The 17491-nt window shown below is 41.7% G+C and carries 12 protein-coding genes; 9 read left to right on the plus strand and 3 right to left on the minus strand.

Annotated features, from left to right (window positions below; all coding sequences use genetic code 11):
- Positions 1–545: 545 nt before the first annotated feature.
- From B5Y40_RS21700 to B5Y40_RS21725, 6 genes are all read left to right on the plus strand, one after another.
- Positions 546–1148 carry an RNA polymerase sigma factor gene (locus tag B5Y40_RS21700; protein ID WP_079688934.1) on the plus strand — a complete coding sequence of 201 codons (603 nt, stop codon included), beginning with the start codon at positions 546–548 and terminating at the stop codon, positions 1146–1148.
- A gap of 111 nt (positions 1149–1259) precedes the next feature.
- A complete protein-coding gene (locus B5Y40_RS21705) occupies positions 1260–2282 on the plus strand; it encodes a FecR family protein (protein ID WP_079688935.1) in 1023 nt (340 codons plus the stop codon).
- Positions 2283–2433: 151 nt separating this feature from the next.
- Positions 2434–6030, plus strand: coding sequence for a TonB-dependent receptor (locus B5Y40_RS21710; RefSeq protein WP_143785873.1), 3597 nt, complete (start codon positions 2434–2436; stop codon positions 6028–6030).
- Between the two features lie 21 nt (positions 6031–6051).
- The gene (locus B5Y40_RS21715) at positions 6052–7446 is read left to right on the plus strand and encodes a RagB/SusD family nutrient uptake outer membrane protein (RefSeq protein ID WP_079688936.1); all 1395 of its coding nucleotides are present in this window, start codon (positions 6052–6054) and stop codon (positions 7444–7446) included.
- Positions 7447–7614: 168 nt separating this feature from the next.
- On the plus strand, positions 7615–9135 hold the full coding sequence (locus tag B5Y40_RS21720) for a glycerophosphodiester phosphodiesterase family protein (RefSeq protein ID WP_079688937.1): 1521 nt from the start codon (positions 7615–7617) through the stop codon (positions 9133–9135).
- 139 nt (positions 9136–9274) lie between these two features.
- Positions 9275–10213 carry a glycerophosphodiester phosphodiesterase family protein gene (locus B5Y40_RS21725; RefSeq protein WP_079688938.1) on the plus strand — a complete coding sequence of 313 codons (939 nt, stop codon included), beginning with the start codon at positions 9275–9277 and terminating at the stop codon, positions 10211–10213.
- Positions 10214–10347: 134 nt separating this feature from the next.
- Here the strand turns inward: B5Y40_RS21725 and B5Y40_RS21730 are convergent, their stop codons facing one another.
- Positions 10348–10989, minus strand: coding sequence for a DUF1232 domain-containing protein (locus B5Y40_RS21730; protein WP_079688939.1), 642 nt, complete (start codon positions 10987–10989; stop codon positions 10348–10350).
- A 225-nt stretch (positions 10990–11214) separates the two neighbouring features.
- Positions 11215–11598, minus strand: a complete 384-nt coding sequence (locus B5Y40_RS21735; RefSeq protein WP_159453771.1) for a response regulator — start codon at positions 11596–11598, stop codon at positions 11215–11217.
- A 506-nt stretch (positions 11599–12104) separates the two neighbouring features.
- Here B5Y40_RS21735 and B5Y40_RS21740 point away from each other — a divergent pair.
- From B5Y40_RS21740 to B5Y40_RS21750, 3 genes are all read left to right on the plus strand, one after another.
- Positions 12105–12326 carry a Sec7 domain-containing protein gene (locus B5Y40_RS21740; RefSeq protein WP_079688941.1) on the plus strand — a complete coding sequence of 74 codons (222 nt, stop codon included), beginning with the start codon at positions 12105–12107 and terminating at the stop codon, positions 12324–12326.
- A gap of 34 nt (positions 12327–12360) precedes the next feature.
- The gene (locus B5Y40_RS21745; RefSeq protein WP_079688942.1) at positions 12361–12612 is read left to right on the plus strand and encodes a hypothetical protein; all 252 of its coding nucleotides are present in this window, start codon (positions 12361–12363) and stop codon (positions 12610–12612) included.
- Between the two features lie 965 nt (positions 12613–13577).
- Positions 13578–14240, plus strand: a complete 663-nt coding sequence (locus B5Y40_RS21750; protein ID WP_079688943.1) for a hypothetical protein — start codon at positions 13578–13580, stop codon at positions 14238–14240.
- Positions 14241–14354: 114 nt separating this feature from the next.
- On the opposite strand, the gene B5Y40_RS21755 is transcribed toward B5Y40_RS21750, so the two are convergent.
- Positions 14355–17249, minus strand: coding sequence for a hybrid sensor histidine kinase/response regulator transcription factor (locus B5Y40_RS21755; RefSeq protein ID WP_079688944.1), 2895 nt, complete (start codon positions 17247–17249; stop codon positions 14355–14357).
- Positions 17250–17491: the final 242 nt, after the last annotated feature.

Consider the following 17491-nt stretch of genomic DNA (forward strand, 5'->3'; position numbering starts at 1 on the left):
CTATATATGCTTTGCGCTCTGGATTAACAGATCGTGTCGTCAGTAGTTGTCAGCGTTTTTTAGTATTGGCTTCAAAAGTAAGCATACATCGAGTCGGTTGAAATATGTTATGTAGTATATTACAAAGACTTCATGAGAAGTTAATCTACCAACACTACTAAATCTTATTTATAAATCAAGGTCACAACATATTTATAAAAGAATCAACTCCTTATAGTGTACAGATGCTTTTTTACTAGCACCATGACGGGCTATCTTCCATTAGCATTTTAAATAACACTTGATGAGTATATTTTCACAAACGCGTTCTATAGTAACTTTAAAAACAAGAATGACCTTATTCAAAATCCACAACAGCGCGCATCACATGAATGGTCAACTTTTTGGTGTGACGAGCAAAAAACTTCAGACATCAGTATTTATACGTATCTCCTTGTAAGCATTACCCCTTCGCGTGATCTACATGGTATAACTTTAACTATATAATAATCTCAACACAGTTGCCGTATCGAAAAACTGTTTTTTATTTACAGTAACATTCAGACATGAATCATTCGGCAACATCCAAAGACGAACCCACTATTGTCTCTGAACTTAACAAGGGTAGCAAGCAAGCTTTCGATTGCCTTTTTGATATATACCATGCGAAGCTATTTCTATACTGCTTCCGGTTTGTAAAATCAAAAGATCTGGCTGACGAAATTGTGCAGGAGACGTTTATAAAAATCTGGAACTCGCGGGAAGGAATAGATCCCGGGCTATCCTTCGGTTCTTTCCTGTTTAAGATAGCATTCAACGGTATACTTGACTTTCATCGAAAAGTAGCACGTGATGCTGCGATGCAACAGGAAATGGTTTACCGGATTGAACAATCTCACAATCATACTGAAGATGAAATAATATATAAAGATCTTCAACGGCTCAGCGACGAAGCAATACAATTAATGCCCGATCAGCAACGTCTTGTTTTTAAACTAAGCCGCGAACGTGGATTATCGCACGAAGAAATAGCAACACAATTAGGTATTTCATCCAATACCGTTAAAGTTCACATTTTCAAATCACTCAAGCACATCCGCAGCTACCTGCAGCAAAACGCAGACTTCTCCTTTGTACTCATCATAACTTTCCTTTCCCAGAAGCGATAGCCATGCTTACAGTATTCTCCCAGCACTTCATATTAAAGCACTTTTTTGTTAACAAATCCTTAATCACATCTGACTAATACCTCCTGCATGCCACCGGCGTATTAAGGTCGTATGCAAGATCATGATACTAACGCCATCGACATTGACGCGCTCGTCAGAAAGTATATACAAAATACATGTACACCTGAAGAGCTGGAAGCATTTATACAACTATGCAATAATCCGTTTCTGGAAGATCGTCTGAAGATGGCTATGGAAAAGGTTTGGAATGATACTCCGAACCAGGCACATCTTCGTGCAGAACACTCGCAATTCATTCGTACACAGATTGAAGCTTCGCTATACTATAAGAAGTCTGAATGGTATCAGTTGCATCATTATTGGAAAGTTGCTGCTGCTGTCGCCTTGCTATTGATATCTTCATTTCTGGCATATCAGTACCAGGATTCGCTGCGCGAATTAGTCGATCCGGTAAAAATGGTAACGGTGCATAACCCTGCCGGCAAACGATCTAAAATCTTACTACCGGATGGCACAACGGTATGGCTAAATGCAGAAAGTACATTAACGTATCCGCATTGGTTTAAACGTGCGCGCAGAGCCGTGGAACTTTCCGGTGAAGCATTCTTTGAAGTAAAGAGAAAGGAAGATCAACCGTTTAACATTCAGGCAGGCACTATAGAAACAACGGTGCTGGGCACATCTTTCAATATCAGAAGTTATCAAAACGAAAAATTTGTCATCACGGTGGCAACCGGCAAAGTAAAAGTAGAAGATGCAGAAAAGCATGGTCTTCTGCTATTGGCTAATCAACAAACTTCTTATCGCTCTGCCTCCGGGTTTTCAAAAATTGAGACTATAAATGCAGGCGAAGCACTCGCCTGGACAAAAGGAACCCTGCTCTTTAACAATAAAACATTTAAAGAAGTAGCCACAATGCTGGAGCGATGGTATAACGTAAAAATTATACTGGCCAATGATAAGCTTAACAATTGTGTGCTGATGGGCGAACACACTAATCAATCACTGAATTCAGTATTATATACCCTTCAATTCATACTCGACATTCGCTATACCTATAAAGATGGCGTGGTCAATATAAAAGGTGAAGGTTGTGCTGCTGTCAACCCATAAATGAAGTATACCATGAATGATTCATCCTGAAAAACAAAAGCAGAAACATTACTGCTTCTGCTTTTGAGAAGAGAACCCTCCTGCTCTACTTTGGACGGTCAGTGCAAGGTTGTTCTCCGGTCAATAACACTCTATCAACCTTATCAAAAATATGAAAAAACCACTACTTAAAACAGTGTTGAATATTTCCCTGCGGCTTTTGAAGATCTTAACGGTGATCTGTATTTTCTCAGGAATTATTCTGGCGAATGAAAGCAGGGCTCAACATCTGACAGATGCTTTAATTTCACTGGATCTTGAACACGTGAAAATAACAGAAGCTTTCCGGGCGATCGAACACAAAACAAATTTAAAATTCAGCTACGACAAATCACTGGAAGAAAATCGCGCGACTGTTTCCCTTCACGTGAACAACACCGCTGTCGAAAAGATACTCGACATCATTGCTACACAGACGGGCCTGGTATTCCGACAGGAAGGAAATACGATTGCTGTTAACGCCCGAAATATAAAGAAGACGGCAACGGCTGATGAAGTGTCTTCTGTTCATTCAATGATTATACAGGGAACCATCAAAGATGCTCACACGGATGAACTGCTTCCTGGTGTTAATATACTTATCAAAGGAACAACACAGGGAACCACAACCAACAGCAATGGATTTTTTTCAATAGAAGTACCCGATGCCAATAGTATACTCGTATTCTCATTTATAGGATACGTTACCCAGGAGATTACAGTGGGGAATCAAACCACTATAGCTATAGCCTTGTCCAGTGATGCACAATCACTGAAAGAAGTAGTTGTAATCGGATATGGTGAAATGAACAAAGGCGATCTGACTACTGCTGTCTCTTCCGTGAAGGCTAAAGATCTTGCTAATCAACCTGTAACAAGTTTCGATCAGGCCATGATCGGCAAGATGGCGGGCTTGCAAATTTCACAAACTACGGGCGCTCCGGGTGGCAATATTAACATCCGCGTACGTGGCGTAAAATCTATTACAGCAGGCAACGATCCGCTCTACGTGATCGATGGAGTTCCTCTTTCCGAACGAATCAAGAATGCACCAGGCGGTCCTAACCCTGCGAGTGGCGCGAGTTCCTATGCCGATCAACCTCTGAATCCATTAAGCTCTATTAACCTCAATGATATAGAGTCTATAGAAGTTTTGAAGGATGCATCGGCAGCCGCTATATATGGGTCGAGAGGATCAAACGGAGTAGTGATCATCACAACAAAAAAAGGAAAATCAGGTAAGCCCGTTATAGCCTATGATACTTATGTGGGTTGGCAAAAAGTGTCCAAAAAAATCGACATGATGGATGCCTATCAATATGCGGCACTTGCCTGGGATGCTCACAACAATACATACCTGGATGCGACCCCCAGCGGTACCGTTAACGATCCGAACAGTGCGCGGCCTGCTGCCGGTCAAATCCCATATGAAGTACTTCCTTATCTGGATGCAAACACTACCGCAGGCTTCATAGCCAACAGCGGTACATCTATACCGGCAAATATACTTGAACTGATGAAGCCGGAAAATAGAGGCAAACTGGTAAACACCGACTGGCAGAATGAGATCTTTAGAACCGCGATGATGCAGAGCCATAACTTGTCTATCTCCGGAGGTAAAGACCATGTAAACTATTTTGTGTCGGCAAGCTATCAGAAGCAAGATGGCGTTGTTATCAGCTCCGGCTTTAAGCAATATGGACTGCGTGCTAACATAGAGATCAAAAACAACAAACTTAAAGTAGGTGTAAATGTTAACCCCTCCGTTGTAAAGAACGACATTGTAAATGGTGAAGGTCCCTGGTTTGACGAAGGTGTCATCGGCAATGCTCTGGCCGCCTCTCCTATCTTTCCAGTATATAATAATGATGGCTCCTATAATTTTGGAAATAACATCTGGTGCTGCGGACAAACAACGGTGGTCAATCCCGTTGCACTGGCAAATGAAATCAATGACAATCTCACACAGGTGCGACTGTTGGGAAACGCTTATGCCGAATATGAATTGACCGATGGACTGAAGTATAAATTGTCTGCCGGTACAGACATCAATAACTATAAACGTGATTATTTCCGTCCATCGCAGACCGTTGAAGTAGCAGGGCTTACAGGGCCTCAGCTTCCGGTGGGCTTTTCAAGATCCAAACTATTTATCAACTGGTTAATAGAACATACTTTATCCTATAACAAAGTTTTTGGTGAACACTCTATTGCTGCTATAGCGGGCTTTACCTCCCAGATGGAACGTGAAGAATCAAACTCAGTAGAAGGCATAAATTTTCCCAATGAATATGTACAGACCCTTGATAACGCGGGACTCATCACAAGTGGTTCTTCTTCTGCACAAGAGTGGTCATTGATATCATACCTGGCACGTATACAATATGACTACCGTGGTAAATATCTTTTATCAGCATCATTAAGGCGCGATGGTTCTTCACGTTTTGGTCCGGGTAACAAATGGGGAATGTTTCCTTCCGTATCAGCAGGCTGGAAATTATCAGAAGAGCCCTTTATCAAACAGATCAATGTATTCAGTAATTTGAAATTGCGTGCCAGCTATGGTCTTACCGGAAACTTTCAGATAAACAATTACTCACAGTTTTCTTTAGTAGGCACAACCAGTTACGTATTTGGAAGTTCATCCACGGTGGTAAGCGGCCGGGTGCCGGGTACAGCGGGTAACAATACTTTGGGATGGGAGAAAACAGCCATGTTCGACATTGGTTTTGAAAGCGGATTTTTCAACGACAAAATTTCCCTGGAGGTAGATTATTATAATAGCAATACATCTGATCTTCTATTGGACGTTCCTGTACCGGCACTATCGGGATACGGAACACAGTTGCAAAATATAGGCAAGGTCAATAACAAAGGCATTGAAGTATTACTGACAACACATTCTATACTCGGGCAACTGGAAATTGATAATTCGTTTAACATTTCGGCCAATAGGAACACCGTTGTAGCGCTCGGTCCCGATAATGCTCCGATCATTGCCACAGGGGGAACCGGCAACACCTATTTTATTACGCAGGTCGGCAAGCCGATTGGTTCGTACTATACTATGGTTTCTGATGGCGTGTTTAACAGTGCCGATGAAATTACAGTTGCCAACGGGTTTCCCGGCAACTCAAAACCAGGTGATCGTAAATTTGTTGACGTTGATAAAAACGGTATACTCTCTCTGGATGGTGACCGCAAAATTACGGGGAGTTACTTGCCGAACTATATTTTCGGATTCAACAGTACATTTCGATATAAAGGCATTGACCTGGGGTTTGCTATACAGGGCGTACAAGGCCATGAGATCTTCTACCTGAACAACCGCTATATCTATAACAGCGAAGGTAATTTTAACAACATGGTTGGGGTAGAGAATCGCTGGAAGTCACCAGAAGATCCCGGAGATGGACAAGTATTCCGTGCAAACCGAAATGCAAAAGGGAATAATGCAGTTCCTACCGATCAATATATACAGGATGCTTCTTTTGTACGTGTGCGCAATATTACTATAGGGTATAATCTTTCCGCCAGCGTAATTGGAAAAGCGAAACTGAGTCGTGCGCGCCTCTATGTTGCTGTGCAGAACCCATTCACCTTCACAAAATTCAAGGGGTATAACCCGGAGATTAACAGCAGGCCCGGAAATGCGTTGGCCAGTGGTGAAGACTACAATACATACCCGTTATCGAAAACACTTTCCATTGGTGCCAATATCGCATTCTAGAATTTCCTAACCACAACAAAAATGAAAATCAGAATATATATATTAATATTCCTGGCAGGAGTATTTTTCTCCTGCGGAGAAGATTTCCTGGACAGAACGCCCATCTCCAACACAACAGCAGATAGTTATTACAAAACTGCTGATGACATGACCAACGCTGTGAATGCCGTTTACTCCAAACTGGCAAGCAGTGCGCAATACGGCAGCAATTTTTTACAACTGATGGAGTACCGGTCGGACAACATAAAAAATAATAACCCAGGTGCTGGCGGCGGTGTGCTATATCAATGCGAAACCTTTACAGATGTACCTTCCAATAGTACACTCTCTGCAACATGGTCATCTTTATACGAGGCAGTGTATGCCGCCAACATCGTCATCGGCAGAATAGATGGTGTTACCTTCAAAGACGAAACTCTTAAAAAACGATTACTTGGAGAGGCTTATTTTCTTAGAGCACTCACGTACTTCAACCTGGTGCGCTTGTGGGGAAAGGTTCCTTTGGTGTTACGGGAAGTCTCTGTAGATGAATCAAAGTCTATAAAACGTTCGGCTGTATCAGAAGTATATACCGCCATTGAAAGTGATCTGAACATAGCCATTGAGAATTTGCCCTCTGGATATGCCTCCAACTCCGTTGATCTGGGACGAGCCAGTGCGATAGCTGCAAAAGCATTGCTGAGTAAAGTATATTTATACGAGAAGAAATATACACCGGCTCGCATACTCCTGTCCGAAATTACAGAGGCTTCCGCCAAGGATGGAACTCCCCTCCTGCTCACGGCTGTGAAAGATGTATTCAGCGCTTCCAACGAGATGAATAAGGAAATCATCTTTGCCATACGATACCTGAAAGGCAATTCTGGTACAGACCATGCGAACTGGTATACTTCAGGAGATTCAGACACTGATCTCTCGGTTATAACCGCACTCTATACTTCTGCCGACAAGCGAAAAGACCTGATGGTATTACAAGGTAGCGGAACCAATAAATGTCCTTCAAAACTATATGAGGCACCTACCGGTAACCGTCAGGGAACAGACTTTCCAGTATTGCGCTACGCCGATGTATTGCTGATGATGGCAGAAGTATTAAACGAAGAAAGCTATACTGCCGATGGTCTGGCATTTACATACCTGAATGCAATACACACGCGTGCCGGTCTTACTGCTTATAGCTCTGCCGATCTTGCGGATCAATCGGCTTTTCGTCAAGCCGTATGGAATGAACGCAGACTTGAGCTGGCGCTGGAATGCGATCGCTGGTTTGATCTTGTTCGCAGCGGGCAAGCTATAACTGCCATGAGTACCGTAGGATATACCATACAGGAATATCAATATATATATCCCGTACCCCAAAAGCAGATCGATATCGTAGGAAGTGATATCCTGGATCAAAATGATCTTTATAATTAATATACAAAATCAAAATGGTAAGCCTGTTTATTCTTTTCTTCTGCAACGGTTGTTGTCTGGTATATATCTATCGTGCAAGCGCCACGCTTCAACCAAGGCTTTCTAAAAACGCTCAAAACTATATCAACGATTTTTAAACAAATAAACTGATATACAAATTTTTTAACTATGCAAAAAACAAAAACTTTACTATCATCATTATTGCTGTGGATAGCCTTTAGCAGTTCATTGCTGGCGCAGCAGTACAAGACCAATTATATTATTAACACATTAAAGCGCCCCCAAAAAGATCTGGTGGCTGTTTGTGCCCACCGCGGCTACTGGCGCGAGCGAGGTGTTCCTGAAAATTCGCTGGCAGCCATTCAGCGTGCCGTTAATGTAGGCATCGAAACAATAGAGCTTGATATAAAACTGAGCAGTGATGGCGTACCGGTGCTGATGCATGACGTTACGCTTGGTCGAATCACGAATGCTCCGCAGGTTTTTCCAAGCAAAGGAAATAATCCTCCAGTAAACTGGTGTACCAATGGAGATTTGCAGAAGCTCCGATTAAAGGACAGATATGGCTCACTTACAAATGAACATTTACCAACCTTGTGGCAAGCGCTTGAGTATATTAAAAATCAACGGCTTTCCGTTGTCATTGTGTTGGACATTAAAGACCGCCAGGCTACACGCGCATGCTGGGACGTTGTCAAGTGGGCAAAAAATTACTGGGGCACTCCCGCTTACGACTGGGTTATCTTTAAATTAAACGCAACTGTTTACGGAGAGAACCCTTCAACCATGGAAGACGATTTACAGCTAAAGAAGGGACACAAGGGTGACTTCGGACAATGGATAACATGGGAGTATAATTTCAAATACGTTCCTGTCTTCACCACCAACATGTATGAGAAACTCAACTGCCTCAAGACCTACAACAATTACAAGAACAAGCCTTACTTTATTAGTGTTGAAGTTGATTTGAAACAAGATCGTGGCATTCATTCCGACATTGTTAACCAGGCAAAACGCGATAAGAAAACATTAGTTTGTTTCAATGCGTTACCCGATGCAGGAGGAGACCGTTTCTGGAAAGTGGATTATTCTGGCACATACCGGTTGAAAGATATATACTATACTGCTCCGGGTGGTAGCCCGCGCGATACAGATGACAAGAGAGGAAGCTGGCAATGGCTGGTGGGCTGGAGATGCCGTTGGATTACTACTGATGAGCCTTATACACTGATAACAGATTATCTAAAACCACAAGGCAAAAGAAACACAAGCTGGTATTACAAAAACTGGGCGAACTCTGCTTCGGGCCGACTCTCGGAAGAAGGCGACTCGTTACTAGTGGAAGACGACACATTGTTGGATACGATCAATTATACTTCACAAACAACTGACGCCTTTAGTAAAGCTTCAACCTCTTCAACTACCGATAGTCTTTCGGTGTTTCCTAACCCAACGGATGGCAGATTGAGTGTAAGTGTTTTTTATAACATCACGGGGTATGTAACAATCAATCTTTATGATGCTTCCGGTGTTGTTGTATTTCAGCAAGGTATACGAATGGAGGATGGACTTCAGGACCTAAATATACTCGACCTGAAAGCAGCAGGAGTTAAACCCGGTATATATGCGCTTCAGGCAATACTGCCTGAAGGACGAGCGCAGAAGATGATTCGTATCGTATTAAGATGATCTTCACAAAGTATAGTTCGTATCCTAATTATTAATAAGAAATTATTCTCACAGGAGTCGTTGGTCTCACGCATGAAAACATTTCACATGCCTTACAGATCAGCGACTTCTGTAGAAGTCCAATCTGAATATATACATCATGAATATCACCGAGTATAGCGTTGCAAAATTAATCTATCCTCTCCTTTTTTGTTTTACTTTACTTTATACTTCGAACGCCTGTGCGCAGCAGCTACCACGAAAATCTGTTAAAAGTATACAACAGAGGCTCAGTAATTCTACCGGAAAAGATGTAATGGTTATCTCTCATCGCGGTGACTGGCGCAACGCTCCCGAAAATTCCCTGCAGGCAATTCGCAATTGCATCGCCATGGGCGTTGACATCGTGGAGATCGACATTCAAAAAACCAAAGATGGCCAGCTTGTACTCATGCATGACAAGACGCTTGACCGAACTACTACGGGTAAAGGCAATGTTTCTGCCTGGACACTTGATTCTCTGAAGACTTTGTTTCTTCGCGATGGTATCGGCCATACTACAGCGCATAAGATTCCTACTCTCGAAGAAGCAATGCGCGCTGCGAAGGACTATATCATGGTTAACCTGGACAAATGCTATGATTACTTTCCGCAAGCCTATAGCATTCTTGAGAAAACCCAAACCGTTGACCACGTTATCTTAAAAGGTTCTAACAAAACGGTAGAAGCCGTGAAAAAAGATCTTGCTATATATTTGAATCAAATATACTTTATGCCGATTGTCAATCTGGATAAGCCCGGTGCTGAACAGATGATTCGCGACTTTCAACAGCATTTAAAGCCCGTAGCCATCGAGTTTGTTTTTTCTTCTGATACCTCGCGCGTTATCTCGAAGTTTAACGAGATAAAACAAAAAGGATCTCGTATTTGGGTAAATTCCCTATGGAGCGAGTTGTGTGCAGGACATGATGATGAGCGTGCTGTTGTTGATATCGACAAAAATTACGGGTGGATTCTCATGAAAGGTACCAACATGGTTCAGACCGATAGGCCATTGTTATGGATAGAATATCTTTTTAACCACCACACGGTTAAGTAGTACGTGCCTGCCATTAAGTAAACAGGAAACACCTATTGTATACTATATCATGTAGCGCACAATTTAAATGCACATAGTTATATACATATCAAATATCACATCACAAATTTATACAGTATATAAGGGCAGAATTTTTATACTACTATGCCGGTTGCACCGAGAGGCATTTGTCTTTGAAACTGAATGGCCTTTTGCGGGGAACTCAAAGCAAGATGATTCTCAAACACAAAAGCACTTGAAAAGATCGTCTTCAATAGTTTACTGATATGGTTGTCATTAAGATGGACATTAATAGAAGCGTCTACTTGTTTTTCCAAGCGTTGGGCTATACGCTCACCGATAATATTACGGGCAAAAGTATTGGCAACTACCAGATCACGATCAATCAACGGACGATTGCTTTGACGCGCGCAAAAATCCGACAGCGATTGCAGAAAGTAGTTAGACGCATAGGCATCGTCCATGATTCCAACCAAGCCATATTTATCTGGAATTAAATCCTTCTGTAAAAACCAGTACGATTCTAACTCATTTAGCATAAAATTCATTTCTCGTTCAATACCCATTTGGCTGGCTCGTTTGAGCCCGGTGTCGAAGAACTCCGGCACGAGATTCACATAGGCGATACAATGGTCACGCAGAATCCTGGCCGTTTCTACATCGATGCGGCTATTTGACATTGCGGTAACTTTGATTAAAAGTGCTACAACATGGTCAGTTTGCCGTTCATGATCTACTGCCGCATCAATCATCTGTTGTATGGTTCCGATTCTCATAGCGTATTTTGATTTTACTCATATTGATCATACTTAACCAAATTTAACGATAACGTTAAGCATATCCCTTCAACAACACTTCACTAAAATAATCAGCTATATCATTGATTCATCGCAATGTCTGCAACTGAAAATTTGCTAGCCCGCCCAATGGTGACCTTCTGATATGACAAAGGGGATAAATGAACACCGCTGATCGTACAGCTAACAGTTGCATCTATACTTTTAGTTCTGTAAGTCCGTCTGAAGTGTTTGGAAAGGTCCTGAATGGCTTGCTCTACGGTATTTGGTTTCTTGAGATAATCGGTAGCGCCCAATTCCTTGCAAAGCTCTATATCTTTCTGATCGCGGCTTGTAGAATATATAATCACGGGTATACGCAAATTTTGGATCTTTCTTTATATTTTTCAAACATGCCTTTCCATCCATGGCTGGCATATTGATATCAACAACAACATAATCCGGAAGTGCCTTGCTATTTTCAAGAAATTCAAGGGCGGCAATACCATTTACGGCGTTCACACACTCGATACGCGGATCAAATGAATGTATCACTTCGCAAAACAGATTAAAGTCATCTATATCATCTTCTGCATATAGTATCAGCATACTGCTGTGATGTCTAATTATAGTATAGCAATTGCTTTTGCAAGCAGATATTCCGTTCGTCAACGATCCTGATCTCAACATTACTAAAACAAATCATGCCGTTGATATATATATTGTCGGATTTACCCCCGTATGACTCGTTATCATAAGTAACCGTAGGGTTGATGGTTTCTTAAAAAATAAAAGACCAAGGCCTGAACCTTGGATGTATCCGGTCAGGAGCTCTATAGAATATCTTGACACATTGGCTGGATGATCTGCATCTATTCCCAATCTATATACTTTACGATATACTAGCCTATATTTTCACAAGGAGACAGAAGCAGTATTGGTACCGCTTTTAATTTACTGAACACTATGCGTGTTGCAATACAGTATATAGCAATTTGTTTACTTATACTAAACAAGTGCATCAAATTGTTTACCAATAGTGAATATTAATTTTTTATTATATATATTAAGCTAATAAGAATATAATGTACCTTTGCTTAGTAAATAACCCATTTATGGCCAAAGTTAGTCGAAAAGATATTCAATTATCCATTGAAGGTGCCCTTCAGCAGACGCTCCTAAAACTCGATCTTCCAGAACCTTCCAAAAAAATTGAAAAGCTTGTGGATAATTTCTCCCGAAAGTTTTCAGTAAAAGTAAAAGATGCCATTAAAAAGAATGACAAGGCAAAGAAGCGAGCCAAGCCAGAAAGTACACTAAAGAAAACAAAAGCGTAATCACACACACAACTATTTGTTGTAGATTTGACTTATGACAAATAATGGACGTGATCTGAAAAGAGTATATATTCCAATGCTTCAGCCTTATTTTGAGGTGCTGGAGCATCTGGAGACAAAAATGAATCACGATCAATGGATCAACTATGTAGAACGCACTGTAGAGTATATCTGCAACGATCCTGAACAATACCTCGGAAATAATATACCCTCAAAAGAAGTAGTAGCAGAAATTATCAGAGAAGTATTTGAGGAATTTCTAAGCAGCCATGTATCAATGGTATGAGCCCTCAAGTGATCTGCTTAATTATGTTTGCTATAAATGACATTCATGTCATTATTCAATTTTCTCGAATAAACCTCATCATTGCTCTCGGAGTGTAGTACTCCCATTTGGATAGTTTTTTTTACTAAAAAATCAGTAGCACTAAAAAGGCTGCTTATATCGAAAGATTCCGCATATTATTATTTGATAAAAGGTTTTCTTCTGATTCCGAAAATCACATTTAGAATATTAACTATATATATCATTTAAAAGGGCTCCTTCAAAGAGCTGGGTAGATTAACCACTTCGGGCTCATCTTTACAAGATAAAAAAAGATGATAGAGAATATCGATACTGTTACTAAGAAGTATCTTCATAAATGCATTAATTAAGTATTCGGACACCACACGTTATAAAATTAAATTTCAGATTTAAATGATTGCATTTTATGGCAAACCACTTCGAAAAATCTATAGCGAAAGATTCCAATTCCCATATGGGAGCGATTAATATAATATGGTGTTTTCACATACTTCTTTTTACTAAATGCATTTACGCATTGTATAGCTTCCTGGCCGATGAGCTAACAAAATCTGCGCCTGCAAGCCGCTGATAAAGCGAGGCTTGGAATGGACAATGTCACAAAGAATTTGCATTTGCAAAAATGGCGTATTTGGAAATTATTCGTCACCGGCAAACGCTTTCCAAAATCAGCGTTATTTGATTCGGGTATTAACGGTTACCACAATGCATATCAATATGCACTACAAGGGAACGAACGATATCTAAAGTTCTACAAGATGCCCCGGACTGTGATCCGTTTGCTTAATAAATACCGGATTATAGGATAGGCGTACTCGCCATGAGTCCTCAAAATATGCTCCAAGTTACAGCAAGAACACCATTTGGGACAATTTCGATAATTCAGATATACCTCCGCCCGTACTTTTGAGACAATATCATTGTCCAACAAAATTTTAAATGTTATGAAAAACTCCTTCTTACTGTTTTGTATCCTGCCTTGCTTCATTTCTTGCTCAAACGACGATTCGGACAACGATCCAAATCCGAATCCAGGCCTGGAGATCGGATATCCGCAGGAATGGGTCTTCACGGCAGGTGGTGAAACGACTCCGCCTACAGATCCTTCAGTAGCCGAATATGATTACATCTACACGAACGGGAGTGCCATGTTTCGCGACAACATCCTGAAGTCCTATCCGCTAAGTGATTTAGTTGAAGAGGAAAAATGCCTTTGGTATGTCGCCGAGGCCGGAAAAGTCGACGGAAAAATGAGCTACACCATTCAATTGAATGAAAACAAAAGTCGCTTCCTGGGCGTCGGGATGTCGTCCAACAAGGAGGAGGTACACCTCTATATAGCAAACGGTATTCTTGTTACGCCGGTCGGGTCTCAGTCGTATTATGCACCTCCTGATGGCGATGATGGTGCGGAGTATCAATTTTATATTCACAAGATGCCGAGTGTCAATGACGTTACAACGGTTGCTATAGAAAGCGCGGGAATGCCGGGATGGTTTATCAGTGACTCTCCTCCGGGATTTAATTATGCGCAGAACATTGTAACCTTTCAGCAGTCAAAGAATGCCACAGGTGCACCGAAGTGGCAGTGCAGAGGTGCAAATTAATCTAACGTGATCTCACAATCATGATATTGTGAGATCACTTTTTACTTCTTTGTAAATCCAAAATATGCTGTTCACTTTTTAGAGCTGTTATTAAAAAACAAGTCGGCAAAAAAGCTATGGCTGGAGAACTTTGTCCGCGAACTGCGATGGCGTCATACCAGCATAATCTTTAAAACTTTTACTGAAGTGGGAAACATTGTTAAATCCACAATCGTACGCAACTTGGCTAACCTGAGCCCCTTTAACACTCAAAAGCTGCTTTGCTTTCTCCAACCGAAACTGCTTAATAAACTCCCCGGTAGACTGGCCCGTGAGCGCTTTCAATTTGCGATGTAGTTGCATGCGGCTGAATCCGATCTCACGATTGAATTCATCGACGCCAAATTCAGAATTTGAACAAGATTTTTCCAGAACGGAAAGCGCCTTTTGAAGAAACTCAGCATCCAGCGAAGTCACAACAACATCATTCGGCTGTAGCATAATCTCCTGGCGGTATAAATCCCGGAGTTTTTTACGTTGAACGATCAGGTTTTGAACACGTACTTTTAACTCCTGCAGGTCAAATGGTTTCACGAGGTAATCATCGGCCCCACGTTGTAAACCTTCAATTTTACTTTGCTGTCCGGCTCGGGCAGTAAGCATCACCACAGGAATATGGCTTGTCGTAAAGGTGCTTTTTATTTTTTCACACAGTGTGGTGCCATCCATGCGTGGCATCATGATGTCCGAAATAATTAGATCCGGGAGGAACGCTTGAGCTAGTTCCCAGGCATGGAGTCCATCTTCGGCCTCAACAATTCTATAATCGCGCTTCAAGGTGTCACGGATAAACGATCGCATGTCGGCGTTATCCTCAGCGATTAAAAGGATGGGCAATTCTTCGTTTTCTGTCTCTGTCAGTTTTTCTTCGGCGCTTTTTACAGATTCACGATACCTCGGGTCTACCATGTCTTTCTTTCCGCTTGCCTGAGTAAAATCGTCAGCATGGTAATGTTCCCGGTCAACAGGCACGGCAAGTATAAACTCGCTACCTTTGCCTTCAGTGCTAATCACCTGCAAAGAACCTTTGTGCGTTTCGGCCAATTCCTTTGCGAGGGCCAACCCGATACCCGTACCTTCCCTGAAACGGGTAGACGATGTATCAACCTGATAGAACCTGTCAAAAACAAATGGAATATGCGCACTCGAAATTCCAATACCATTGTCGCGGATGCGGATAACAAGATCCGATGGCTTGCGTACCTCAACATCTACACGTCCTCCGTCTGGCGTAAATTTGAATGCATTCGAAAGCAGGTTGTAGATGATCTTTTCAATTTTATCGCGGTCGACCACACCAGCGCCATTCCCGTCATCGAACATGATGTGATATTCCATTTGGCGTTGATCCGCCTGTGATTGGAATGCAGAACAAAGCGTAGCTATAAAACGGCGAAGATCCGTTTCCTCAAGATGCAATCTCATTTTACCAGATTCAAGCCGAGATAAGTCCAGTAACTGATTGATCAGCCCATGAAGCCGCGTCGCATTACGATACATCATATCAATATCTGATCTCGAAAGGTTGCTATCAGGTTCCGAAAGACTTTTCTGCAATGGACTCAGTATTAAACTAAGTGGCGTACGAAACTCATGAGAGATGTTGGCAAAAAAACTGGACTTAACAGCATCTAGTTGCTTTAACTTTTCAGCGCTGCGTTGTTTAATTCGGTAACGATTATAGAGCAGAGCAATGAGCAAGAAGGCGAGCAAAGAAATTCCTATGAGATAAATTCGTTGCGTACGCTGTTTTTCGAGTTGTAACGACTTGATCTCATTGTCAGCATGAAGATTTGAAATCTCGTTTTCCTTTTTTTGACTTTGATATTTTGCTTCAAGCTTATCAGCGGCTTCTTTGTTGTGAAGAATATCCAGACTGTCTTTCATTGCCACGTAGCGAATATAATTCTCATGCGCCTGCCGATACTGCTTTAGCTCACTGTAGATATCGCTCTTATTCTGATACCCATCCATGACCAATGCCTGAACGTTTTTCTTTTTCGCGAAAAACATTCCCGAATCAATGTACACAAGAGCCAATTCAAGTTTCTTCAGGTTATAAAAAGTGATCGCTGCTGCAGTGAAGTCATAGGCGATTCCTACCGAGTCTGGAATTGTCCTTTTTATTCTGAGCGCATCGAAATAATAATCGAGCGCACGATTGTATTTGCCCAGTTCAAAATAAATATTTCCAACATTGGTGTACGTCTCGCCAAATTCGCGCTTTTCACCTAGCTTTTGATATAAGCCCGAGGCTGTTGCGTACCTTTTCAACGCTTCATCAAATCGTTTTTGTTTGCGATAAATCCGGCCGAGCAACCTGTTGGCATAAGCGACAGAAGCGTCTTTGTTTGCCTTTTCAGCAATTTCAAGAGCTTTCAAAGCATAAGCTTCTGCTTTGTCCGTGTTCCCTAGAATGTTTAGAATGTTCCCTAGGTTAGACAGACTCTGCGTCAATTCGTCATTACTTTTATATTGTTCAAAGATCGCAGTGGCCTTAATGTAATTTTCCACCGCAACTGTAAAGTTATTCTCCTCTTTCTCCACATTGCCCAGCATGTTGTAGAGTAGTCCAAGCTTTAGCGCTTCGTTTTGAGCCTTGGCTGTCACAATACCTTGGCCTAAAACATTACGGGCGGAATCCAGTTTTTGTTGCCGTAGATATACGATACCAAGTTCTAGGTACGCATCCGTTAACAAAGCTGAAAGCTCTTCGGCAACCCCACTTTTGATAGCATCCTTTAATGTTGCCTCCGCGTCTTTGTAATTACTGGTCTTGGAATACAAAGCCCCGAGGTGTGTAAGGCTGATAATGATTTGCTTATTATCTCCCTTTTGCTTGGCTTGATTCAATGCCTGTTTAGTTGCAGCTATTTCCGAATTGGAATCCTCTTGGAGTGAGTTGGAAGATTTTTTTTGCGCGTGCATTAACGTAGCCATCAGGCAAAACGCAATTGTAGCGACAATCATTTTTATGATGACACGGTCTGCACGTCGAGGGTAGAAATTTGGGGTCAAGCGCGATGAGGGTATAATGCTAAGCTAGTAGAAACCGCGTTTGGAAGCAATGACCAGTGCATTGAAAACAGCGCCGGCAATAAGATTTAGTCTGTGATGCTAATAGCAGTATATTTCTTTGTGCCTGCATAAAAAACAGTCAATTAGATATCAACTGTGCCTGCATGACTTATAGACTTGTTGACAGCTGTACT

The sequence above is a fragment of the Ohtaekwangia koreensis genome, assembly GCF_900167975.1.
Classification (GTDB): domain Bacteria; phylum Bacteroidota; class Bacteroidia; order Cytophagales; family Cyclobacteriaceae; genus Ohtaekwangia; species Ohtaekwangia koreensis.